General features: G+C 36.6%; 20 protein-coding genes and 1 tRNA gene. 16 read left to right on the top strand and 5 right to left on the bottom strand.

The genetic code is table 11. The annotated features are described in order from the left end of the window. Positions 1–7 precede the first annotated feature (7 nt). The 14 genes from AC2A07_RS16970 to AC2A07_RS17035 all read left to right on the top strand — a co-directional run bounded on the left by AC2A07_RS16970 (position 8) and on the right by AC2A07_RS17035 (position 14,537). A complete protein-coding gene (locus AC2A07_RS16970) occupies positions 8–934 on the top strand; it encodes a homoserine kinase (RefSeq protein WP_484051361.1) in 927 nt (308 codons plus the stop codon). 24 nt (positions 935–958) lie between these two features. Next, positions 959–2,263, top strand: a complete 1,305-nt coding sequence (thrC, locus tag AC2A07_RS16975) for a threonine synthase (RefSeq protein ID WP_484051362.1) — start codon at positions 959–961, stop codon at positions 2,261–2,263. A gap of 2 nt (positions 2,264–2,265) precedes the next feature. Further along, entirely contained in the window at positions 2,266–2,649 is a 384-nt protein-coding gene (gene folB / locus AC2A07_RS16980; protein WP_484051363.1) for a dihydroneopterin aldolase, read from the top strand. 25 nt (positions 2,650–2,674) lie between these two features. After that, complete coding sequence (locus AC2A07_RS16985; protein WP_484051364.1) at positions 2,675–4,036, top strand: DUF4403 family protein; 1,362 nt, start codon at positions 2,675–2,677, stop codon at positions 4,034–4,036. A 25-nt stretch (positions 4,037–4,061) separates the two neighbouring features. Then, entirely contained in the window at positions 4,062–4,559 is a 498-nt protein-coding gene (locus AC2A07_RS16990; RefSeq protein WP_484051365.1) for an RDD family protein, read from the top strand. A 50-nt stretch (positions 4,560–4,609) separates the two neighbouring features. Next, positions 4,610–4,680: transfer RNA gene (locus AC2A07_RS16995), tRNA-Cys, on the top strand. Positions 4,681–5,124: 444 nt separating this feature from the next. Then, positions 5,125–5,661 (top strand): glycine zipper family protein, encoded by a 537-nt coding sequence (locus AC2A07_RS17000; protein WP_484051366.1) that lies wholly within the window; start codon positions 5,125–5,127, stop codon positions 5,659–5,661. Between the two features lie 54 nt (positions 5,662–5,715). Continuing rightward, positions 5,716–7,353 carry an LIC_10190 family membrane protein gene (locus AC2A07_RS17005; protein WP_484051367.1) on the top strand — a complete coding sequence of 546 codons (1,638 nt, stop codon included), beginning with the start codon at positions 5,716–5,718 and terminating at the stop codon, positions 7,351–7,353. Between the two features lie 50 nt (positions 7,354–7,403). Further along, positions 7,404–8,474 (top strand): chorismate synthase, encoded by a 1,071-nt coding sequence (gene aroC / locus AC2A07_RS17010; RefSeq protein WP_484051368.1) that lies wholly within the window; start codon positions 7,404–7,406, stop codon positions 8,472–8,474. Between the two features lie 20 nt (positions 8,475–8,494). Next, entirely contained in the window at positions 8,495–9,058 is a 564-nt protein-coding gene (locus tag AC2A07_RS17015; protein WP_484051369.1) for a thioredoxin family protein, read from the top strand. An 86-nt stretch (positions 9,059–9,144) separates the two neighbouring features. Further along, positions 9,145–9,684, top strand: a complete 540-nt coding sequence (locus AC2A07_RS17020; RefSeq protein WP_484051370.1) for a TlpA family protein disulfide reductase — start codon at positions 9,145–9,147, stop codon at positions 9,682–9,684. A 79-nt stretch (positions 9,685–9,763) separates the two neighbouring features. Continuing rightward, positions 9,764–10,111, top strand: coding sequence for a YkvA family protein (locus AC2A07_RS17025; protein ID WP_314495061.1), 348 nt, complete (start codon positions 9,764–9,766; stop codon positions 10,109–10,111). A 174-nt stretch (positions 10,112–10,285) separates the two neighbouring features. After that, positions 10,286–11,644 (top strand): orotidine-5'-phosphate decarboxylase, encoded by a 1,359-nt coding sequence (pyrF, locus tag AC2A07_RS17030; protein WP_484051371.1) that lies wholly within the window; start codon positions 10,286–10,288, stop codon positions 11,642–11,644. A 73-nt stretch (positions 11,645–11,717) separates the two neighbouring features. Beyond that, positions 11,718–14,537 (top strand): aminopeptidase, encoded by a 2,820-nt coding sequence (locus AC2A07_RS17035; RefSeq protein WP_484051372.1) that lies wholly within the window; start codon positions 11,718–11,720, stop codon positions 14,535–14,537. Between the two features lie 180 nt (positions 14,538–14,717). Here the strand turns inward: AC2A07_RS17035 and AC2A07_RS17040 are convergent, their stop codons facing one another. Next, entirely contained in the window at positions 14,718–15,650 is a 933-nt protein-coding gene (locus tag AC2A07_RS17040; RefSeq protein WP_484051373.1) for a T9SS type A sorting domain-containing protein, read from the bottom strand. A gap of 311 nt (positions 15,651–15,961) precedes the next feature. Between AC2A07_RS17040 and AC2A07_RS17045 the strand changes: the two genes are divergently transcribed. Next, a complete protein-coding gene (locus tag AC2A07_RS17045) occupies positions 15,962–19,033 on the top strand; it encodes a hypothetical protein (RefSeq protein ID WP_484051389.1) in 3,072 nt (1,023 codons plus the stop codon). A gap of 133 nt (positions 19,034–19,166) precedes the next feature. Here the strand turns inward: AC2A07_RS17045 and AC2A07_RS17050 are convergent, their stop codons facing one another. After that, a complete protein-coding gene (locus AC2A07_RS17050) occupies positions 19,167–20,942 on the bottom strand; it encodes a T9SS type A sorting domain-containing protein (protein WP_484051374.1) in 1,776 nt (591 codons plus the stop codon). Between the two features lie 199 nt (positions 20,943–21,141). Here AC2A07_RS17050 and dusB point away from each other — a divergent pair, with 199 nt between their 5' ends. Continuing rightward, entirely contained in the window at positions 21,142–22,137 is a 996-nt protein-coding gene (gene dusB / locus AC2A07_RS17055) for a tRNA dihydrouridine synthase DusB (protein WP_484051375.1), read from the top strand. Positions 22,138–22,303: 166 nt separating this feature from the next. Here the strand turns inward: dusB and deoC are convergent, their stop codons facing one another. Genes deoC through AC2A07_RS17070 form a run of 3 tightly spaced genes read right to left on the bottom strand, consistent with a single transcriptional unit; the run spans position 22,304 to position 24,484 of the window. Then, positions 22,304–23,050 carry a deoxyribose-phosphate aldolase gene (gene deoC, locus AC2A07_RS17060; protein WP_484051390.1) on the bottom strand — a complete coding sequence of 249 codons (747 nt, stop codon included), beginning with the start codon at positions 23,048–23,050 and terminating at the stop codon, positions 22,304–22,306. A gap of 2 nt (positions 23,051–23,052) precedes the next feature. Next, complete coding sequence (locus AC2A07_RS17065; RefSeq protein ID WP_314495072.1) at positions 23,053–23,523, bottom strand: Lrp/AsnC ligand binding domain-containing protein; 471 nt, start codon at positions 23,521–23,523, stop codon at positions 23,053–23,055. Between the two features lie 28 nt (positions 23,524–23,551). Further along, positions 23,552–24,484: an endonuclease/exonuclease/phosphatase family protein gene (locus AC2A07_RS17070; protein ID WP_484051376.1), complete on the bottom strand. Its 933-nt coding sequence runs from the start codon at positions 24,482–24,484 to the stop codon at positions 23,552–23,554. Positions 24,485–24,667: the final 183 nt, after the last annotated feature.

Here is a 24,667-nt window from a genome sequence, read left to right on the forward strand (position 1 = left end):
TGTACCTATGAGAAATATAAAATTAAGAGTGCCTGCTACTGTTGCCAATCTGGTATGTGGCTTTGATATTTTAGGGATGGCTATACACCAGCCTTATGATGAGATGGAAATAAAGCTGATGGATCATCCTCAGATCATCATTAAGCATACTGATGATTTTAATCTTCCTGAAAAAGCATCACAAAACGTCGCCGGTATCGTTTTATTGAAAATGATAGAGGAACTCCACTTGAAAAACGGTTTTGAGGTGGTGATTCATAAAAATATAAAACCGGGAAGCGGTCTGGGCTCAAGTGCAGCCAGTGCAGCAGGAGCTGCATTCGCAGCCAATGCTTTACTTGGAAACATCTTATCAAAAGAGGAAATGGTCCATTTTGCTATGTATGGAGAGGAACTTGCTTCCGGGGTGCGGCATGCAGACAATATTGCTCCTGTTATTTACGGTGGCATCACCCTGGTAAAATCATCCCATCCTCTGGACATCATTCCTTTGAAGAGCCCTGATCTTTTTACTGTAGCAGTACATCCTCAGGTTGAAGTAAAAACCTCTGATGCAAGACAGATCCTCAAAAAAAACGTTCTGCTGAAAGATGCTGTCCATCAGTGGGGAAATATCGCAGGTCTTGTTGCAGGGATTGAAAAGAATGATTTCAAATTAATTGGCAGAAGTTTAAATGATGTGATCATAGAACCTGTCCGCAGTATCCTGATTCCCAAATTTGATGAAATTAAAATAAAAAGTTTAGAACTGGGAGCTTTGGGCGGAGGAATTTCCGGTTCAGGACCCTCTATTTTTATGCTGGCTGAAAATAAATACAACGCAGACAATATTGCCAATATGATGAAGTCAGTTTACGATGACATTAATATTAAAAGTTTTGTTTATGTATCAAAGATCAATCCTTTGGGGATAGAAATCGTTGAACAGAATTAACCTCATATTTAAAATAAAATACAAATGAATTATTATAACTTAAAAGATAAAGAAGAAATAGCAGACTTCAGAGCTGCTGCAATAAAAGGACAGGGGAAAGAAAAAGGATTATTTTTCCCCGAAAACATTCCGCCATTTAATAACGAATTCATTAAAAACCTGCAACACTTCTCTGACGTGGAAATTGCGTATGAATGTATGAAGGATTTTGTTGGAAACAGCATCCCTGCAGAAGTACTGAAAGAAATCATCACCGAAACAATCGGTTTTGACATTCCGCTGAAAAAAATTAACGACAGAATATCTGTCTTAGAACTTTTTCACGGTCCTACTCTAGCCTTCAAAGATGTCGGAGCTAAATTCATGAGTGGCTGTCTGTCGTACTTTCTTAAAAAAGAAGATAAAAGAGTTACCGTTTTAGTGGCAACATCAGGAGACACCGGAGGCGCTGTAGCGAATGGATTTTACCGGACCGAAGGAGTCGACGTTGTTATTCTATATCCTAAAAACCGGGTAAGTTTCGTTCAGGAAAAACAACTCACAACCTTGGGTGAAAACATATATGCATTGGAAGTTAACGGAACGTTCGATGGCTGTCAGAATCTTGTAAAAGAGGCATTTCTGAATGAAGAAATTAACGGTCAGTTATTTTTAACTTCAGCCAACTCAATTAATGTTGCAAGGTGGCTTCCCCAGCAGATTTATTACTTATTGGCTTTAAAACAATGGCAGGAAACAGAAAGCGAGAAGCCTGTCATCAGTGTTCCAAGCGGAAATTTCGGAAATATCTGTGCAGGTCTTCTTGCTCATTTGCGAGGTATGCCTGCTGAACATTTTATTGCCGCCTGTAATGATAATGATGTATTCCCGAATTATTTACGTACAGGAAATTTACAGCCTCAGAAAACAGTAGCAACGATTTCAAATGCAATGGACGTAGGAAATCCAAGCAACGTTGTAAGAATCTCGGAATTGTTTGGAAATCATTTTGATGCTGTAAAAGATAAAATTTCAGGATATTCAATCGATGATGTTAAAACGCTGGAAGTTATAAAAAACGTATATAAAAACTACAATTACATCCTTGACCCGCACAGCGCTGTCGCCTATGCTTCTCTTGAAAAACATCAGCAGGAGCATCCTTCCGGAAAAGGATTTATTTTGGGAACAGCACATCCTGTTAAATTCCCTGATCCTGTAGAAAAAGCAACCGGTACAGCCGTGGATATTCCTGAATCTTTGAAGGATTTAATAAAAAGAGAGAAAAAAACTGTAGAAATTAATCCTGATTTTGAAGAATTAAGGCGATTTTTGCTTACTAAAAAATAAACATGAGCAAGATCTTTCTAGAAGATGTGAAAATATACGCTTATCATGGCGTTCTTCCTGAAGAAAATACCATCGGAACATATTATATTTTGAATGCAGAAATTCACACTGATCTGTGGGAAGCTGCCGTTTCTGATGATTTAAATGACACCATCAGTTATGCAGATATCAATGAAATCATCCACGATGAGATGAAAATTAAATCTAAACTGCTGGAACATGTTGCGGCAAGAATTATTACAAAGATCCGCGGAAAATTCGATCAGATCTCATACATCAGATTAAAGATCACCAAAACATGTCCACCCATGAAGGGAGAAATGAAAGGAGCAAGTATTGAACTTGAAAAGAGTTTCCTAGTGGGTGGAATTACAGAAAAAGAATAATTTTCAGTTAAAAAAATAAAACCTAATGAAAATAATCAACCTATTGCTTATACTGCTTTCGATCGATATTTACGGGCAGGGCAATATATCCGGTGATGCTATTTACAATTTCCCAAAAATAAAATCCAGCATTACCATGCCGGTGACCATTCCCCTGTCGGAGATCAGCAATATGATTAATGCGTCAGTAAAAGACATGATTTTTCAGGATGACTCTTATACTGACAACGACAATGATCAGTTTAAAGTAAAAGTATGGAAAACCCGTCCGATCAGACTGGTTGGGGATGCCAATCAGAACATTCTCGTTGAAGTTCCGTTAAAGATATGGGCAGAGAAAGGTATCGGAACATTGGGAGTCTACACGTATCAGGAAACAACTTTTGAAACTGTCATGTATTTTAAAACAGCACTCAGTTTTAAAAATAACTGGACGGTAAGTACATTTACCCAGCCAATGGGTTTTAAATGGGTAAAAAAACCTGTCCTGGATTTTGGGAGAATTCAGATCCCGATTACTTCATTGGTTGAAAAAAGCCTGAAAGAACAGCAGTACAAGTTCTGCAAAACGATGGATCAGCAAATGGCTTCACAGCTTAACTTTCAGCAATATGCCGTTTTAGCCTGGAATGCATTTTCACAACCGTTCAATATTTCTGAAGAATATAACACCTGGTTGAAAATCACCCCAATCAATGTTAATATAACTCCGTTGAAATTTTACGGAAATCAGATTGACACCAATATCGGAATCGATATATTCTCCGAAACCTATACGGGAACAAAACCCGAAGCTTCACAGCCTGCAAAAGCAGTGATGAATTTTAATTTCATTCCTCTCCTGGCAGATCAATTCATACTACAGACAACTGCGAACATTCCGTTTTCGGAAGCAACAGCTATTGCAAGAAAAACTTTCATGAATAAAGAATATGACATCAGAGATTCGAAAGTGAAAATTACAGATATCAAGGTGTATGGTGAAGCAAATAGAATTATGATCGAAGCAGAAATGGAAGGCTATGTGAACGGAACTGCATTTATTTCAGGAATTCCGGTGTATGACGGACTCAAAAAGAAAATCGTACTGTCTGACACCAAATTCAGATTAAAAACCGCCAATATTCTACAGAAAACTGCTACCCTTTTATTCAGGGGTAAAATTGTAAAAATGATTGAAGATGAGTACGGAATCCCTACCACTGATCTTGAAATCTCATCAAAGAAAAGCATTGAAGATGCGTTTAACAAAGAATATTACAAAGGTTTGAAAATGACAGGAAGGGTATCAGATCTGAAACCTCATCAAATCCTGCTTAATGATTACGGAATTACGGCAGTGATTGATACAAATGCAAATTTACGATTTACCTTAAAAGGATTTTAAACTCTCCCTAAACTAATAATAAACTATGAAAAAATATTTAAAGATTGTTGAACGAAATAAAGCTTCACTGGGAACAAGATTTGTCAATAATCTTATTGATACAGTGATGCTGATAATTATTAATTTTATCATATCCTTTATTTCAGTTATGACTTATAATTTCACTCTCATCCGTTTTTTTTACTTTTACAATAATGGTGGATTTTTATGGAATATTTTTACAGGAAGTCTCATAGCTTTTATTTATTTTTTCCTTTGGGAAAACTTTTCTGATGGAAAAACTCCGGGAAAATATATAACCGGAACAGTTGTAATAAGTACTGATGGTGAAAAACCTACCACCAAACAATATTTATCCAGGAGTTTATACAGAATAATTCCCTTTGAAGCCTTCACATTCTTCGGTTCAGACGGATGGCATGACAGCATGACGGACACAAGAGTGATTGATTACAAAAATTATCAGTCTGAAATACAGACTAAAGAAGACATAAACAGTATAGGAGTTAAAGAAATCGCTTAAAAAAATTTGTTTGAATAAGAAAATCCTTTATATTTGCACCACTTAAAAATGGTACTTTGGCCGAGTGGCTAGGCAGTGGTCTGCAACACCATCTACAGCGGTTCGAATCCGCTAGGTACCTCAAAAACTCTGATCTTCTGATTAGAGTTTTTTGTTTTCTGCAACACGATTGTGCTCAAAGTTTAAACATTACACTTTCATTCTATAATAGTAATAAAGTAATCAAAATATCAACATTTACGGTATCTGAAAAAAAAATGAACTATTGAAAACAAGTGGAACCGTATACAGCTCATCTATCTAAATAGAAAAATTACCCCTCTTTTTTTATTATTAAATTTGCTAATTTCAACAGATTAAAATATTATTAATTTAACTATAATCAATAAAATATAATTATTAATCACGTTTTTTCAATATCTATAATACTGTAGAATTCAGTATAATCTGTTTAAAAATATTCTGATTTTCGTCTTTTAACATATCCTTAACTAAAACTTGGCTTCATAATTGAACATACCACAGCATCAGATTATAAAGTCTGTTGAAACTAAAAATTTGATTTATGAAAAATATATTATTAACAGGACTTGTGTCGGCCATCATGCTGACAGCCTGTAAGAAAGATGATCAAGTTGCAGAAAAGACGCTCGAACAGCAAAAGATAGAATTTCAGGCGAGACAACTTGAAATAGAAAAGCAGAAATTAGCGATCGAAAAAGAAAGATTCGCTTATGAGACTCAGAAAAGAACTGACAGTATTGCTGAAGTTCAGAAAGAGAAAGAAGCTAAAGCAGCTGCCAAACCACAGGTCATCAGAGAAACAAGAACAATCTACAGAGATACCCCATCTTCTAACAACAGTGTAGCAAGTAATGGTGGTGGAAGTTCATCACAGGGAACGACAGCTAAAAAGAAAGGGATCAGTGAAGCAGCAAAAGGTACTGCTATCGGTGTAGTGAGTGGTGCAGCACTTGGAGCCATTGTTAATAAGAAAAACAGAGGCGGTGGCGCAGTAGTAGGTGGTATTATCGGTGGTGCAACAGGTTATACCTTGGGTAGATCACAGGATAGAAAAAGCGGCAGAGTACAGCCGAGGTAGATAAACCGTTTTATAACTTATAAAAGATTGCTTATTTTTAGGCAATCTTTTTTTATGCTTTTTATTCTTTTTGCCATTATAATAATCTTACCCACCCTTTCAGGCTGGGGAAATTTTCTTGAAATTATTTTTAAAACCCTTCTCTTTGAGGGAGTTTCAGGGAAAATAGTTTTCGGCATTTTAGGGATCAGCTTATTATGGACCGTTCTTGCATTAATTACTCCACTTAATTTATGGATAGAAATCCCTACGATTTCATGGGGGTTGTTTTATTTTTTCAAAGAAAAAATATATCTTTCATTCTACCGGTTTTCTAACAGCGAATCCTGTTTGCTGATAGTAATTTCAGCGGTCATCATATTTTGCAGTTCATTCTATCCCTATATTTTAGATCATTTTGGCTATTATTTTCCAAGCATTGTATGGCTCAGAGAAATTGGTTTGGTTAAGGGAATCGCAAATCTCGATCTCGTCCTTGGGCAAATGTCTGTCTGGCATATTTTTCAGGCTGGTTTTTCTAATTTTGCAGATCCTTTTTTGAGAATAAACGGAGTTTTACTGATCATATATACTCTATACATCACCGAAAAAAAAAGCTGGATACAGCTGTGTTTTCTTCCCATCCTGTTTTTATTTTCCCAATCACCGAGCCCCGATTTACCGGTCATCGTTTTTTCCCTCATCCTCTTAAATGAACTGCTTTCAGGTAACAAAAACACTTCATTACTCTTCGCATTTTCCGTGTTTGTTTTTGCTGTAAAACCTACCATGATCTGGCTGCCCGTTCTGAGTTTTCTATATACTATTTTTATCACTAGATCTCTTTTCAGAAGTTTACTTCCAGGCATTCTGATCTTTTTACTGTATCTGTTCAAAAATGTCTGGACCTTTGGCTATCCTGTATTTCCGGTATCAGTGGTTGATCTTGGCTTAAGCTGGAAGCCGAATTCAGAATTGCTGAAATCATCATCCGAATACGCTGCTGTAAAAACTTTTGACAACCAATATTCTTACACAGAAATCCGGAAATTTTCTACATCTGAATATATCAGAAACTGGTTTTTTCTGGATGGAATGAAATCATTCATCAACATTTTATTTATTTTAAGTTTACTTGTTTTCATTATATACACCGGTATCAAAAAAAAGAAGATCATTAGTTTTATCTGCATTTCAATAGTGATCAAAAGTATAATGGTGTTGATTTTTTCAGCACAATACCGGTTTTTTACAGATGTTTTCTTTGTTATCATTTTTGTAATGCTGTATCATACTTTCAATAAGAAAAAGTCAATAGCCGCATACTGTATTTTAACGGTCATCTTCGTTAATTTTATCGTTTTTCCAACCATAATTTCCCGGTACATTCCAAGTTACAGAATGTCCTCTTTTATGGGGCGGTTTGAATGGACACAATTATACGAACCATCTTTATATGAATACAATAAATATAATTCTTATGAAATAGGAAATTTGAAATTCAATGTTTCAGAAAAATACCCTTTTAATTTTGACACTCCCATTCCGGCAATCTCGGAAAGTTTTATTTTTGACTATCAAAAAGCCGGAATTTTCCCTCAGCTGATAGATAAAAACAACATTCGGAAAGGTTTTATCTGGAAAAAAACAAGTTCTGAAGAGCGCAAACAACTGAAAAAAGTCACTCGGGAAATCAAAAACTCCTATCAATAGTATCTACGCAAAGACTTTATTATCTAATAAAAAAAAGGTAATTTTGTACTATGTTCAATACTTTAGGGAATCTGCTAAGCCTGACGACTTTCGGCGAAAGTCACGGTTTGGCGTATGGAGGAATCATCAATAATTTTCCGGCTGGCCTGGAAATCGATACAGACAAAATTCAATACGAGTTAGACCGCAGAAAACCCGGTCAGTCAGCTATTGTTACGCAGAGAAAAGAAAGTGACACCGTACGTTTTCTTTCAGGAATATTCGAAGGTAAAACTACCGGAACACCAATCGGATTTATGATCGAAAATGAAAATCAGAAATCGAAGGATTACGATCATATTGCGCAGTCTTACCGGCCAAGTCATGCTGATTTTACGTATGATCAGAAATTCGGTATCAGAGATTATCGCGGGGGCGGAAAATCTTCTGCGAGGGAGACGATCAATTGGGTAGTGGCGGGAGCCTTAGCAAAACAGCTCCTATCAAACATACAAATCAATGCTTACGTGTCTTCGGTAGGAGAAATTTTCTGTGAAAAGCCTTATCAGGATCTGGATTTTTCTAAAACAGAAAATAATGAAGTACGCTGTCCTGATGCAGAAACTGCTGAAAAGATGATTTCAAAAATCAAAGAAATTAAAAAGGAAGGCAATACTATTGGAGGAACGATTACCTGTGTCATCAAAAATGTTCCCGTAGGAATCGGCGAACCTGTTTTCTCAAAGTTACAGGCCGAACTGGCAAAAGCGATGCTGAATATCAATGCATGTAAAGGTTTTGAATATGGAAGTGGTTTCTGTGGAGCAAAAATGACCGGCAGCGAGCACAATGATTCATTCAATACAGATTTCACAACAAAATCAAACCTTTCAGGAGGAATTCAGGGGGGAATCTCAAACGGCATGGATATCTACTTCAGAGTTGCATTCAAACCTGTAGCAACTATCCTGAGACCCCAAGATAGTGTTGATAAAGATGGAAATGCAGTTACTGTAGAAGGAAAAGGAAGACACGACCCGTGTGTTGTTCCAAGAGCAGTGCCTGTTGTCGAAAGTCTGGCAGCTTTTGTCTTAGCCGATCTTTTCCTGATCAACAAGACTAGAAATATCAATCAGTTTTAAAACATAAAAAACTTTAAGTAATGCAAAATTACTGGGACAATGCAATAACATTCGAAGATTATCTTCAAATTGCCAATCAACGGCTTAGTCATCCAGACAATGAGAAAGACATTGAATATAAACCTTATTACGAACTGGGCATTCAGAGAATGGACAGGGCGCTGAAAAAGATGATCATCGATGAGGAGCAGCGCACTGAACTTAAATCAAAAAATTTTGACGGAAAGATTTTAATCATCTCTGAGGCATGGTGTGGTGACGCAAGTGCGACAGTCCCTGCTCTTGTAAAGTTCTTTGAGAGCCATAATGAAGTACGAATTTTCCTCAGAGACAGAGATACCTCTCTCATTGAGCAATTTCTGACCGATGGAACCCAATCGATTCCAAAAGTTATTATTTTAGATAGGGATTTTAATGTTAAAAATTCCTGGGGACCCCGTCCGAAGTATGGTCATGAATTATTAATGAAATACAAAGCCAATCCCGAAGCATACCCAAAAGATCTTTTTTATAATGATCTCCAGGTCTACTACTCGAGAAACAGGGGGAAGGATTCGATTCAGGAAATTTTAGAATTATTATAAAGTTTAAGATTTACTGATTTATATTTATATTCCTGCTGAATAGCATATCAGGTAGATTAAATGAGTTTTTAAATTTAATATGCACTATGAAAAAAATAATTATATATGTTGTCGTACTCATTCTTTTAGGAATTATCTTTTTAGTTCCGGGAATCAGAAACACTTTAAAAGATCAGTTCTTCCCTATTGCAACGATAGAGAATGCCGTGCATATTGAAGCTGATGATTACGACATAGATCTTCAGGGCATCAATGTTCCGAGTACCAATATGAAAAACTTCAGGAACAAACCTGTATTTTTAAATTTCTGGGGAACCTGGTGTCCTCCGTGCAGAAAAGAATGGCCTTCTATCCAAAGACTGTACGACAGGAGAAAAGACAATATTGATTTTGTTCTGATCGCCATGAAGGATGAAGAATCGGCAGTAAGGAAATTCCTGAAAGAAAACAATTATACAGTCCCTGTTTATATTGCACAGAGTCCTATCTCCGAAAAAATACTTCCAAAGGCTTTCCCGACCACTTTTTTACTTGATGAAAACGGAAGAATCCTGATCAAAGAAGATGCGGCAACTGATTGGGATGCAGAGTCAATCCATCAGTTTATTGACAATATCATTAAATAACTTTAACTTAAATTTATAATTACTTGGTACAGAATTTGTGAAATTACAGAGTGCAAAACATTCTAAAATCAAACACAAAATGAAATATTCAAAACTAAGTTTAGCAAAAGAAGCTATCAGCCATAAAGGCTTTGTAAAAAAAATACCGGATATCTTCAGAATGGTGAGGATGTGGAAAAGAGGAGAATATCCAATGAGATCAATAGATATCATTTTACCTTTATTGGGTCTGCTCTATGTGATCTCTCCTATTGACCTTTTACCGGAAGTTGCCATTCCTGTACTGGGTGTGATGGATGATATTGCAGTATTATCATTAACCATCCCTAAACTGCTTAAAGAGGTTGATAAATTTCTTCTTTGGGAAGCAGAGAGGAAATACAGCACGGACAGCTCAAAAATTATTGATGCTGAAATTGTCAAGTAATAAAATAACGCCATCCTTTTAAGGATGGTTTTTTTACGAATTCTAAAGTAAACGACTCATCAGCTTTTAATGTCAGTTTAAAAAAATAAAAACTCACTATTTATCTGCGAAGTGAAATTCGCAATTGACTTTTAACATCATTTCCTTAAATTTGCAGTAATCTAATAAAAAATAATGGAAAGTAAAAAAGAATTCTTTTTAGAGTGCTATAAGCTCGGCATCATCAAATTTGGAAGATTCACCTTAAAAAGCGGCATTGAAAGCCCGTTTTATGTAGATCTGAGACCCCTGGCTTCAGATCCTAAAATTTTGAAAAATTTAGCCAATTATTTATTGGAAATGCTTCCTTTAGATAATTTTGATTTGATCTGCGGAGTTCCATATGCAGCGCTTCCTATGGCAACGGCCATGTCTCTAGAAAGTTATATTCCATTAATTATTAAAAGAAAAGAAGCTAAAGAATACGGAACAAAAAAAATGATTGAAGGAATTTACCAAAAAGGACAAAACTGTCTTTTGGTGGAAGACGTGATCACTTCCGGAAAGTCTTTGGTAGAAACAATTGCTGAAATAGAACAGGAAGATCTTAAAGTTGCAGATATCGTAGTCGTTCTGGACAGAGAGCAGGGCGGGAAGCAGCTGTTAGAAAGCAAAGGATACAGAGTTCACACTCTTTTTAATATCTCAGAAGTGTGTACCATTCTTAAGGAAAACGGAGAGCTGTCTGATGATGAGGTTAAAAGAATTCAGGACTTTCTGGCGGGAAATCATATCCAATTTGAAGAAAAAACAAGATCTTCTTATGAACATAAGCTTCAGAATGCACAGCACTCTGTTTCAAAAAAGTTATTAGAAACTGCTCTAAAAAAAGAATCCAACTTGATTGCTTCTGCGGACGTGACAACGACCCGGGAGCTGCTTGACTTGGCAGAAGAGGTGGGACCTCATATTATCGCTCTGAAAACCCATATTGATATCATTTCAGATTTTGATTATCAAAATACAATTATTCCTCTGAAAGAGATAGCAGCAAAACATCAGTTTTTACTGATGGAAGACAGAAAATTTGCTGATATCGGAAATACACAGGAACTTCAGTTCACAAGCGGAGTTTTTAAAATTACAGAATGGGCAGACTTTGTAACCTCTCAGGTTATCGGTGGTTTTGAGTCTTTAGACTGTTTCAGAAATGTAGGAGTTGTGGCCATTATCGGAATGTCTTCGAAAGGAACTTTAACAACAAGCAGCTACAGAGAAGAAGCTTTAAAAATTGCCCTTTCACATCCTAATGTAATCGGCGGTGTCTCTCAGAATGCAATCCCGGATGAGATCTTACTGTTCACGCCAGGAGTAAATTTAGCGGAATCAGGTGACGGAAAAGGACAGCAGTACAATACACCGGAACATGTTTTCAGTACGCTTCATACAGACTTTATCATTGTAGGAAGAGGGATTTACAAAGCTGAAAATCCTGCACAAGCCGCTGTAACTTATAAAAATGAGGGATGGAAAGCCTATATGAATTCTTTATGAAAAATTGCAATTCAGCACTAAAATCATCTTCAATGTATTTAAAATAAGTTATATTTGATGCTTTATCATCAAGTTGAAAAAGTTTAGTATTTGTTTTGTTCTGTTTTGGGGGGTTGTACAGGTTTCTGCACAAAAAGACAGCGTCTATATAGCTGCAAAATTATCTCAGGATAAAAAAATGCTGGAAGTCAGTCAGGAAATTATTTATTATAATCATTCTGAAAAAAATCTGGACAGTATCAAACTCCTTAATTGGACTGCTGCCTATAATAACAGAGCAACAGCTTTGGTTTACCGAAAACTTGAAGACAGAAACAACAGCCTGCACTTCGCAAAACCTGAATTATTAGGCAGTATATCTGACTTTAAAATACTTGGCGATGAGAATCAGACAATTTCTGAAAACAGTCTATCTGAAGAAAATCTGTTTTTTGTTTTGTCTCAGCCTCTACAGGCAGGTAAAAGTATTAAACTGCAGTTACATTACCAGATTCATCTTCCTGATAAAAAATTTACAGGATACGGAACTTCCGAAAACAATATTGCTTTAAAATATTTCTTTATTGTTCCGGATCATTTTGATCCGGACAATATTTCGAAACGAAGTTATCAGGATATTGAAGAATCAGTAAATTTTAATACATACTGGAGGATAAATTTTGATGTTCCCGCTAATTATTTCGTAGAAGGTAATTTACAACAAACACATGTCAATTCTTTTGACGGATATTCAGATTCTGATCCTGAATTTATTATTTCGCAAAATCAGTTTCCCTCCATTAAAGTCAATACAGAAGATATTCAGACTGAGATTAAATTTGGATATGCCATTACTCCTCAGGAAATTCAGAATTTAGAATTTTTCCTGCCCCTCCATTTGAAATTTATTAAGGAAAAAATTGGTACTGTGCCGGAAAGACTATTCATTTCTGATAAATTCAGAGCTAAAGAGGACTTTTTCGGGAACAACGATATCAGTTTCTGGAAGTTCAGATTTAAGCTTTTTACAGATGCTGAAAAAACAGATATGGATTATTTTGGAATCATAGCCAAGAAAATTTTGGATGAAAGCATTATCGCCGACAAACAGGATTATCATTGGTTCAAAAACGGACTTAAATCCTACCTTGAAACTCAATATCTGAAAAAATTCTACGGACAAACCAAACTTTTAGGCAAACTTCCTGAAACAGGAATTTTTGGAATAAAACCGATAAAATGGTTCCATGCATCTGATGTGAAACTGCTGGACCGTTATGGACTTGCCTATCAATACATCATGTCTCAGAATCTTGACCAGAAGATAGATGAGCCTTTCTCAGCATTGAGCAATTTCAACGACATGGCAATCAGCAGTTTTGAAACAGGCAGTCTGTTAAGCTTTTCAGCTAATAAAATGGGTGAAGAAAACTTTAATGATCTGGTAAAAAAATATATTGCAGAAAACACAGACCGAAAAATTAATCCCTCGGAATTCCTAAGACAACTTTCAGAAAAAGATGCGTCTACAGACTATTTAACGGAGTTTCTGAAGCAGAAAAACAGAGTTAATTTTAAGCTTAAAAAGTTCAGGACAAAAGAGGATTCGCTTGAAATCAGAATTGCAAAAAATACTGATGACGCCATTCCTGTAAAAGTGGAGACCCAAACCAGAGATGGCGAGCGAAAATCATACTGGATCGAAACCGGGAAAAACGAAAGACTGACAACCGTGAATCTTCCGTCTGAAAAAATCTACAAGATCACCTTAAATGATGATTATATTTTCCCTGAAGCCAATTACCGTGACAATTTCCTGTATACAAAAGGTTTGTTTTCCAATTCAAAAAAAATTAAATTCAAACTGATAAAAGATATTCCGAATCCTGAATTCAATGAAATTTATCTGAATCCAAGAATCAGATTTACAAATACCTATGACAAATTCCTGATTGGAATGAACTTTAAAAATCAATCTTTATTTGATCAGAAATTCTTATATTCCATCACTCCTTCTTTCAGTACAGGAACAGGAAAACTTACAGGGTCTGGTGCAGTAGCCTATTCCTTTCTTCCAGCCGAAAGCATCATTCAGAGTCTGACTTTCGGAGTTTCGGGTTCATATTTCCATTATGATTATGATCTCGCTTACCGGAAAGGTTCTGTATATTCAAATATCAGCTTCAGGAAAAATCCGAGGAGTACGGTCAGCCAGGGCGCAAGTTTTTCCTACAATTATTTTCAGAGAGATCTTAATGCAAAGATGATCGCCAACCGTGATTATGAACAATACAATTTGTGGGCGTTGGGATATGGGTATGCCGACAATCAGATGATCCATGAAAAGAGTTTCAGTATAAGCACTCAGGCAATGCAGGATTTTAATAAAATCACAGGAGAAGCTTTTTACAGATGGGAATTTGCCCCTAGACAAAAACTGAGCCTGAGATTATTTGCAGGCTATTTTGCCAGAAATAAAACACGGAACAATACTTTTGATTATGGGATTTCCAGAGTTTCCGACTACTCTTTTTCTTACAATCTATTGGGTCAGAGTGCAACAGGTGGAATTTTATCCCAGCAGTTTATCCTAGCAGATGGAGGCTTCAAATCATTCATCCCCGGCACGGTCAATCAGTGGATTACTTCATTCAATGTAGATACAAGCGTTTGGAAAATATTTCACATCTATGCAGATGCAGGTGTTTATAAAAACAAAAATAATCCTACTCAGTTTATTTGGGACAGCGGGGTGAAAGTACGGTTGATTCCTGATTTTCTGGAAGTTTATTTTCCGGTACAGTCTGCATTGGGCTTCGAGCCTGGCTTTAAAGATTACGGAAAGCGCATTAGATACACATTAATTCTAAATCTGAGTACAATTATTAATGCTGCGAGAAGAGGATGGTATTAAAATTATTTCCCTGTTTTTCAAGAGATATAATTCGTATTAATCAATACTCTATTTAATTTTCACTGTAATTTCACAGGACTCTCACATATTATCATACATATAAAATTTCAGGATAAAGTTTTAAAAAAACTGCCGCTTTATTAAAGCGGCAGTTGATTCAGCATCTGAAAATATTTCAGATTAATCTTTCAGTATTTTCTGAGAAACCGGTCTGTTATTTACGGTTCCTGTAACAATGTAATTTCCTTTAGCCAATTCTGCAACATTGACAGAAGCACCTTCTTTTACAGAAGCGGTTTTTACGACCTGTCCTGAAAGTGTATACACTTTTATATCTTTTACATCTGTTCCAAAAGTAATTTCTTCGTTTTTAACAAAAGTATTTCTGATGAAGTCTGATTTTGATTTATTAAAATCTGAAACCGCCAGAGAACCGCCCTGAGCTGTAAACGATAAATTATCAACCGCTAACATACAGTCAGAACCGAAATCATCAGAATCTGTCCATCTGATCCAGATCGAACCGCCATTTGGAACATTTAAACCTGTGATTGCGAAACTTTTTGCAAGCTGGTTGGCAGGTAAGTTTCCGTTGACGGCAGCTGCTACCGTACTGGCAGTTAAAATCTCAGTTAAGTTACCCGCTGCTACAGGGATCCAAGTTGCAGCACCGTCAAGACTTGTTGCATTGGTACTGTATTCGAAAGTTACTACTTCGTTGGCTGATGCATTACTTCCTGTTTTCCACTGCTCCTGTGTGAACGATATATTAAGGGAAGTTACCGCAGAACCTGTACTGTTCAGAAGTTGTGCTCCGTAAGCAGGCGAAGTAGATCCTGATCCGATACTCCCTAATGCCCTGTCAGTCGCTGCAGCTGTTCCGACATTGTAAATCCCGCCAGAGACAGCACTTCCGTTATCTACAGTCGGCGACAAAGCCTGACCGATTACCCCTGTACCTGCTGAGCGGTAAGCACTCCATCCATTGGGTAAGGCTGTAGACATTGTGTCAAAGTTTTCTGTGACAGCAACTCCAGCTGAAGTTAAGGCAACCTGTGCATAAAATGATGTTGAAGCTAAAGCAAGACATAAAATAGTAAAGTTTTTTTTCATGACTAAAATTTTTGATTATTAATAATTTACAGCACAAAATTAGAGGTATTTTTACGGTCAGGACAATATTAAGATTAAATGATTGTTAATAATATTAAAACTGAAACTGTTCACATTTTTTAGTTATTTTTACCAATTATTTTAAAAACTTGCGGAATTCTCTACTGATATTCTTAGTTTTTTTTCTGGGCTTATCTCTGAATAACGCACAGATTTTCTCGTGGAAAAATCCCAACTTCCCAAAAGACAGCATAAAGAAAGACAGCATCCTTGCAGCAAGACTTGAACAGGATATTTTTGCGAAGGACACGATGGATTTTGTAAAGACCAGCAACCGGATTATTGTTGACGAAGCTGTACTTGCGAAAAATGATAAAAAACGGTTTTTAGGTGAACTGAATTCTAAAGGCTCCATCATACGGGGGATTACTTTCGGTAACAACCAGGGACAGTCTGTACAGAGTTCGATGGATTTACAGATCTCAGGAAGACTCTCAAAGGATGTCACTATATTAGCAAGTATTTCAGATCATAATTTACCGATTCAGGCCGATGGATATACACAGACTTTAGAAGAGTTTGACAAGATCTATATGCAGCTTAATATTAAGGACAAATCTATTCTGCGTGCGGGGCATCTCGATCTTTTGGATGACAAGAATTATTTTGCCAAATATCAGCGCCGAAGCATGGGACTTCAGTTTCAGACCCAATTTGGAACCGAAAACAAAACGTTCGTAGATGTGTCAATGGGAGTTGCCCGAAGTGAATTTCACAGAATCCGTTTTCAGGGAGTGGAAGGTAACCAGGGACCTTACCGTCTGACTGGGAAAAACGGTGAACAGTTCATCACCTTAATTTCAGGATCGGAACAGGTTTTTATTGACGGAATTTTAATGAAGCGGGGTGAAAACCAGGATTACGTGATCAATTACAATACAGGTGAGGTTACTTTCACCAGTTTCCGCCCGATCTTCCAGCAGAATTTCATCACCATCTCTTTTAATTACACCAACAGAAATTATTCAAGATACCTGTTTACCGGAAAGCTGGAACACCAGCGGGAGAAATTCAGAATCGGCTTGAACTGGTTCATGGAAAATGATAACAAAAATGCACCTTTAGCACTGAACCTATCTAAAGAAGACGAGCAGATACTTGCAGATGCAGGAAATGACCCTAATCTGATGTACGCTCCATCCGGAGTGATCACAGAGTATGATGTCAACAAAATTCTTTATATAGTCGTGCAGGACACCAATGGAAGTCATTATCAATTCTCAAACGATGTCACCCAAACTTTATATACTGTTTCATTTACTTATTTCGGAGTCAATCTTGGGGATTACAAATTAACACAAACCACCAATAACGGTCGTGTTTTTGAATACTTGGGTCCCAATATGGGAGATTACCGGGCAGTAAGAAAGCTTCCGTCGCCACAAAAATCCCAGGTTTATACCTTAAATTCTGAATATCTCTTAAAAGAAGGTAAAATTGGTGCAGACATTTCCCTGAGCAACTACGATCTTAATTTATTCTCTTCAAAAGATTCTGATCAGAATCTCGGCTATGCAGCAAGAATCTTCGGAAATAAAACATTCACCAAAAACAGCTGGAAAGGTACTCCAAGTTTTGAATACCAGTATATTGACAAACGGTTCCATATTCTTGACAGAATCAATGATGTGGAATTCTCAAGAGACTTCAACCTGGCACAGGAATTCAGCGGGAGAACACAAAACAGATTTATCTTTAACTTCCTGAACAGATGGAGCAATAAATCAGCTCTAAATTACCGTGTCAATTATCTGGACGAACAGGATTCTTATAAAGGAATAAAAAATGATTTAGACTTTAACTGGATCAAAGGAAAATTTCTGACCAAAGGAAACCTGTCATATCTTGACACCAAAGCAACCCTGCAGGATACAAAATTCATCCGTGGCGGGGCAGCCACAGAATACACCGGCAAAAAAGGAAGCTGGGCTTTAGGTGGAAGCATGGAGCATAACGAAAAAAAGTTTAACAATACCCAGCTTCTGGATGTCACAAGTTTCAGCTGGAAAGAATTGTTTGTACAGAAGAAAATAGGTGACAGCATGAGAACGAAACTATTGTCTAAAGTATATATCAGAGATAATGACTCTGTACGTGAAAACAGGCTTCAGAATATGAATAGAATTTTAGGGTTTATGGCAGAAAGCCAGTTGATCAAAACAGAAAAAACCACCTTAAATGCTTTGATCCATTACAGAAAATTTTTCTATAAAAATGAGGATGTAGATCTGAATCAGAATAAAGATTTTGTTGTCGGAAACATCTTATACAATCAGCAACTGTTTAAAAACGGAATGCGTTTACAGGCCTTTTACGAATTAGGAAACGGGCAGGAGGCACAACGTGAATTCCAGTATATCAAAGTGACAGACGGACAGGGTGTTTACAAATGGACCGATTATAACGGCGATGGTGTTCAGCAACTGGATGAATTTGAGATTGCCGAATATTCAGATCTGGCTCAGTATATCAGGATTTACACAAATTCTGTTCGTTATATTCCTTCCAATAAAAACAAATTGCAGCTGGCATTATTTGTCAATCCATCGATCATATTCAATTCAGAAAATAAATTTCTGAAACGCTGGAATTTTAATGTTTCGCTTAATTCACAAAATTCGTACTTTAAGAGAGAGAAAGTTCTGGTACTGAATCCTTTTGAGAAAAGTGACGATCAGATTCTCAAAAACCAGAATATATTAGCATCCGTTCAGTTCAATCCTACTGAAATATCAGGGTGGAACGGGAATTACCGCTTTATCGCCAACGATAATCTCATCAATGCCAATTTCAGCAACGAAGAAAGAAACCAGACCTCTCATTTTGTCAATGTGGGCTATTGGTTTAATAAAGAATTCAGGATTGACTGGGAAAATTCCGTTCACGATCTTCAAAATTCTTCCCAACTTTTTGCGACAAGAGATTACAGGCTGAACAATTTTGAAACTAAACCGAAGGCAACTTATAAATTTACAGATGCCATTCAGGCAGAATTTTCTTCTGCCTACCGCGAGAAAAAAAGAGTGGATGGTGAAGAACTTTTAAAGGCCTTTGACATCACAGGAACACTTCAGTGGGAACGTAAGAAAACATCCATTAGAGGAAATTTCTCTTTCATCAACAATGATTTTAGCGGAAACAATTTCAGCATCGTCGGAAACCAGATGCTCGACGGCTTAAAACCGGGAAAAAACCAGGTATGGAGTGTTTTTGTGCAACAGGCAATCAATTCTTTTTTACAGCTGAACCTAAATTACGAAGGAAGAAATTCCGGAGACCGAACGATTCATATAGGAAGTATGCAGGTAAAAGCAAGTTTCTAAATAATTAATACGGAAGTATGAGATTAAGCATACGTTTAATAGAAGCTTTCTATTTAATACTTTACAAAAACGAGAATCTTAAATGAAAAAAACCCGATGAATCATCGGGTTTATCTGCTTACATTATTTAAAATTATTTTTTAATGATCTTCACACTCTGCGTCTCCCTTTCAGAATTAATTTTGACCATATAAACTCCTGAAGGAAGCTGCGACATATTCACAGAACCTTTGACTGCATTTATTTCAGTTACAGCCATTCTCTGTCCTGCCATATTATAAACCTCCACATTTTTGATTTTGCTTACATTGTCAATGTATAGATAATCGATAACAGGATTAGGATAATAGTTGATCTTAGCTTTAACTGCATTATCCTGCACTGCTAAAAATGCTGTAAATTCATAACTTCCAAGATCAGGCGTTGTTGTACTTCTAACCATACCGTCAGCATCCACAGTTACCCCGGTAACAGCAACACCTTTGTTGTCCAATGTAGCGTTTCCTGCTGTTGAAAGGTGAAAATCCGTTGCGGATACAAAAGTCGGTAATATATTATAGGAATTAAGATTTCCTCCAAATCCGGCCTGAACATCTGCTAATAAAGGTCTTGCTGTTCCGATAAATCCTATAGAAGTTCCTGTTGAAAAGTAATTATTGTTGTTGATACTGGAAAAAACTGTATTTGCCGCTCCTGAGTAGATTGCATATCTGTCACCAGTCTGCGTCTGCTTATTGACGAAAATATTATTTCTCAGATCGATTGCTCCGGCTGCCGTCACCGTACTCAGTACATTGAATGCAGAAGGTCTCCCTGCTAACGTCTGATTTGTATCCATCACTACAGTATTGTAATAAATCCTGTAACCACCTCCGTTACCCACTACTATTCCATTGCCGTTATCCGCTAAACCGCCGCCAAGAGAATATCCATATCCGGCAATATCATTGATGATATTATTATAAACCAACAGATTTGAAGCTGCGACATTTGAATTCAGATAAAGCCCTACAGCACCATAACCTGATGTATTAGGCTGTTTAATATCTGAAATACGGTTTTTAAAAATCGTTCCGTTTGTTACCGCAGCACCTACTAAAATACCTTGGCTTGTGCCTGTGGAAGTTGTAGGAAGAGCTACCCCTGTAACGGTATTCCCACTTATTTCAAAGTTTTTTGCATTCTGTACGGCTATACCTCTGAACAGCATTTTATCTGCAGCAACAGTAGAACCAATTACATTATTTCTTATAATCCATCCCGTATCTGTATTGGTGGCATTACCCACAGCAAAAACTGCGTTCTGCGCTCTTACAAATGTATTATTAATGGCGGAGAAATTGTTGTTAGAAAATTCTGCTGCTCCCAGGGTACTTCCTGAAATAATAATACCTCCAATTGTTCCCGCCGATGAAGCTCCGGCAACATTGGTATTTCTGAGTGTGACATTTTCCGCTCCATCCGTCAATGTGCTCGCTACCCAAATGACAACAGGATTGGTGCCTGTTGTAGCAACAAAAGTACTGGCAATGGTAAGATTTCTGGTCGAAGTTCCGTTATTACTGCCATCAATTGTTACATTATCTGCACCATTGAGCTTAATGGTAGCAACGGGATCTGCGCTGGTAATTGTCGCATTTACTCCGGCAGCAGGCTTTATCAGTACAGAAGTATATATCGATGATGTACTGCCGCTTGCGTTTAGCACGGCCGAAGCTGTCTCTGTAGTATTAGCGGTAATATTGATCGTTATAGCTCCCTGATGTGTTCCGGCATTGATGGCATCAAATGCACCTTTCAATGTAGTAAAAGTTCCTGTCGTTGTTCCAGCCGTAGCTGTAAGGCTCACCTGTGCATTAAGGTTTCCGATGGCCATTCCTGTAATTAAACAAAATAAAATTCTTATCATATTTTTAAAATTTGTACCATAAATTTATGTAAAAAAAACATCAAAAATTAATTTTTAGTAATATATAGATAGAATAAATAATATTACACTGAATAATCAATCATAAATTACGTTAAAATAGGAAACAATAATTGATTTGAATCAATTATTATGACAGTTATTCAGATATCCTTTTTTAAAAATTTCGTAAATTTGCAATATGATAAAAATAGGCAACATAGAACTGCCGGAATTTCCGTTTTTACTTGCTCCGATGGAAGATGTAAGTGATCCTCCATACAGAAGACTGTGTAAATTACATGGTGCGGATCTGATGTATTCAGAATTTATCTCATCTGAAGGACTGATTCGTGATGCAATGAAAAGCCGGAAAAAACTTGATATTTTCGATTATGAAAGACCTGTCGGCATTCAGATTTTTGGCGGAGATGAGGAAGCAATGTCAATGTCTGCTAAAATTGTAGAGACTGTAAACCCAGACCTGGTGGATATTAATTTCGGGTGCCCTGTAAAAAAAGTCGTCTGTAAAGGTGCCGGAGCCGGGGTACTGAAAGATGTTGATATGATGGTCCGGCTGACAAAGGCTGTCGTAAGTTCTACAAGCCTCCCTGTAACCGTAAAAACCCGTTTGGGCTGGGACAGCAATTCCATCAACATTGACGAAGTGGCGGAACGCCTACAGGAAACAGGAATCAAAGCCTTAACGATTCATGCAAGAACAAGAGGACAGATGTATAAAGGCGAAGCAGACTGGGAGCATATCTCAAGAATTAAACAGAATCCCAACATTGAAATTCCAATTTTTGGAAATGGTGACATCGATTCTCCTGAAAAAGCCCTGGAATATAAAAACAAGTATGCCTGTGACGGGATCATGATTGGCCGTGCAGCCATCGGCTACCCATGGATTTTTAATGAGATAAAACATTTTCTTGCAACGGGGGAGCATCTTGATGCACCGACGATTTCAGACAGGTTATTAGCTGTACAGCAGCACGCTGAGTGGAGTGCCGAATGGAAAGGTGAAAAACTGGGTCTGATTGAAATGAGGCAACACTACAGTAACTATTTCCGTGGAATTCCTCATTTTAAAGATTTCAGAAGAAAGTTCCTTGAAGTCTACACATTGACAGAAATGAATGAAGTCATTAAAGAAACACAGGGATTCTACGAAGAATATGAAGCTCAGGTTTAAATTTTAAAGTTTAATTTAATCATTTAAAATGCTCTTACTCTGAATGAAACAGATTTTGAATGTAAAAATTTAGTCTTATGATAATAAGAAATTTAAGATTTCAAAAACGACCGGATGAACTACAAAATAAATAACCCATCAGATTTTGATGGGTTATTTATTTATGTTAATAATTTTCTGAAGAAGATTCATTTCTGATCAGAGCAAGGGCAGACGATGTTCCAATCCTCTTGACACCAAGATTAATCATTTTTTCAGCATCTTCAGGAGTCTTTACACCACCAGCTGCTTTTACAGGAAGTTTACCTGCATTTTCAAGCATGAGCTTAATCCCTTCAAATGTTGCTCCGTTAGGTTTTCCATCTCTGGTTTCGTAAAAACCCGTTGAAGATTTAACGAAGATCCTTTGGAGGGCATCAGCAGGAAAATATTCTTCAGCCCAACCTGATATTTTTTTAGTCAGATCAGCGATTTGTTCATTTGACAAAGCAGCAATCTCAATAATCCATTTAACAACTCTATGATTTTCTATACATAATCGAGTGCACTGTAAAAACTCCTCTTTCACGTATTCCGCATTACCTTTAAGGTATTCTGAATAGTTGATCACAAAATCAAGTTCATCTGCACCGTCTTTGATAGCCTGCGATGCTTCTGTCAGTTTTTCATCCAGTGAATATGTTCCTTCATGAAAACCAATCACTGTACCCAAAACAACTTCTGAATTCCTTTCCTGAATGAATTTTCTGATCAGAGAAACATAATCAGGACGAATCATCACCGCAAACAAATGATGATCAACAGCTTCCCGGGCAAGACCTATCACTTTCTGTAAAGTTTCGTCTTCGGAAATTTCCGCCTGTATAGGTGTTTTTAAATAGGTTGAATCTAAATATTGCGTAATATCCATTATACTTATACTTTCAGTTGACGGTAAATCCCCTGTTCCAAAGATATGAAAGTTTCGGTTCTGGTAACCCCTTTCATCTTTTGAAGTTTATTTAAAATCTCCATCAAATGATCGTTGTCTTTGCATAAAACTTTCAGAAATATGGTATAATTTCCTGTGGTATAGTGAGCTTCTACCACTTCATTGACTTCCTTCAGTGATTTTACAACTTCGGGATAGTGACTTGGCTGATCAAGGAACATTCCGATATAAGAAACGACCTTATATCCTATTTTTCTTGGATTCAGAAACGAAATGGAGTTTTCAATAACTCCTGCATGTTCCAATTTTTTAATTCTTTGATGTACAGCTGTCGTCGATATCCCTACCTGCTTTGAAATATATGCCAATGAACTTTTAGCATTATCCATAAGCATATAGATAATTTCTTTATCTAACGGATCTAAATGGTAACTGGTACTGGTTGAGTTTTTCATCTTAGTTTATTACTTTTTATATTGTCATTTACTTTTTTAATACGATAAAAACAGGAAAGTGATCGCTGTAACCACCTAGATAACGTGTTCCCGCATAGGTTCTGAAAGGCCTTTCACTAAACATTTTATTTCTGCTTCTCAACTTTTCAGGTTTGAAAATTTTGGCATCATAATATGATAATGACTGATGATTTTCAAAAAAAGATTTTGATAATAATATCTGATCAAAAAGAAGACCAGATTTATAGTGAAACGCTGAATAATTCTGAGTGGAATATAAATCCTGAAAGGGATTGATCAGAACTTTTTCTTTCTTGTCATCAAATAAGATTTTCAATAAGTTTTCTCCGTCCGGATTTTCATTAAAATCACCGCACAGAATCACATTTTCTTTTTCTATATTGATAATCTGAAGAATTCTACTTCTGATTTCGTTCAGAATATAATCACGTTTTGGCTGATTGATATCTTTTTCTCTCTTTGAAGGCAGATGCGCTACAAAAACATTAATGATCTCTTCCTTAAATTTCACTTTACAAAACAGAACATCTCTTGTTGTATCGTAGTTTTCAGGATTTTCATCTACGATCTCGAAAAAAAATGTGATTGCCTCAGAATCAATGATTTCGATTTTTGATTTATCGTAAAGCAAAGCTACATCTACTTTCCTTTCATCCATAGAATTGTAGTGAACGATGCCGTAGTGAGAATTGAAAGGACTCATTTCCACAAGATCTTCCAAAACCTTTCTTCCTGAAATTTCTGAAAGGCCAATCATAGATGGTAGCATGCCGGTCTCATCCTTCATCAGCTGAAAAACGTGAGAAATTTTAAAAAGTTTGTCTCTATATTTTCTTTCATCCCAATTCCTGAGTCCCGAAGTAGTGGGATCAAGCCTATGATTAGGCGGTGGATCTGGCAAAAATAAATTTTCTACATTATAAAAAGCAAACAATTCCATCTACACATTTTTCTATTGACATTCTAAATTTCACATTAATTTCAAAATGTAAATTTATTGTTTTTTTCACTAACTCGCTACTAATCAAAATTAATTTTTCACTTAAAAGCCTTAAAAATTGACATAATCGTAAGTTTGTTTATTTATTATGATTAAAATTTCAACAAATATGAACTTATGTTC

It is taken from the genome of Chryseobacterium sp. HNCC26DJ238, from assembly GCF_057180465.1.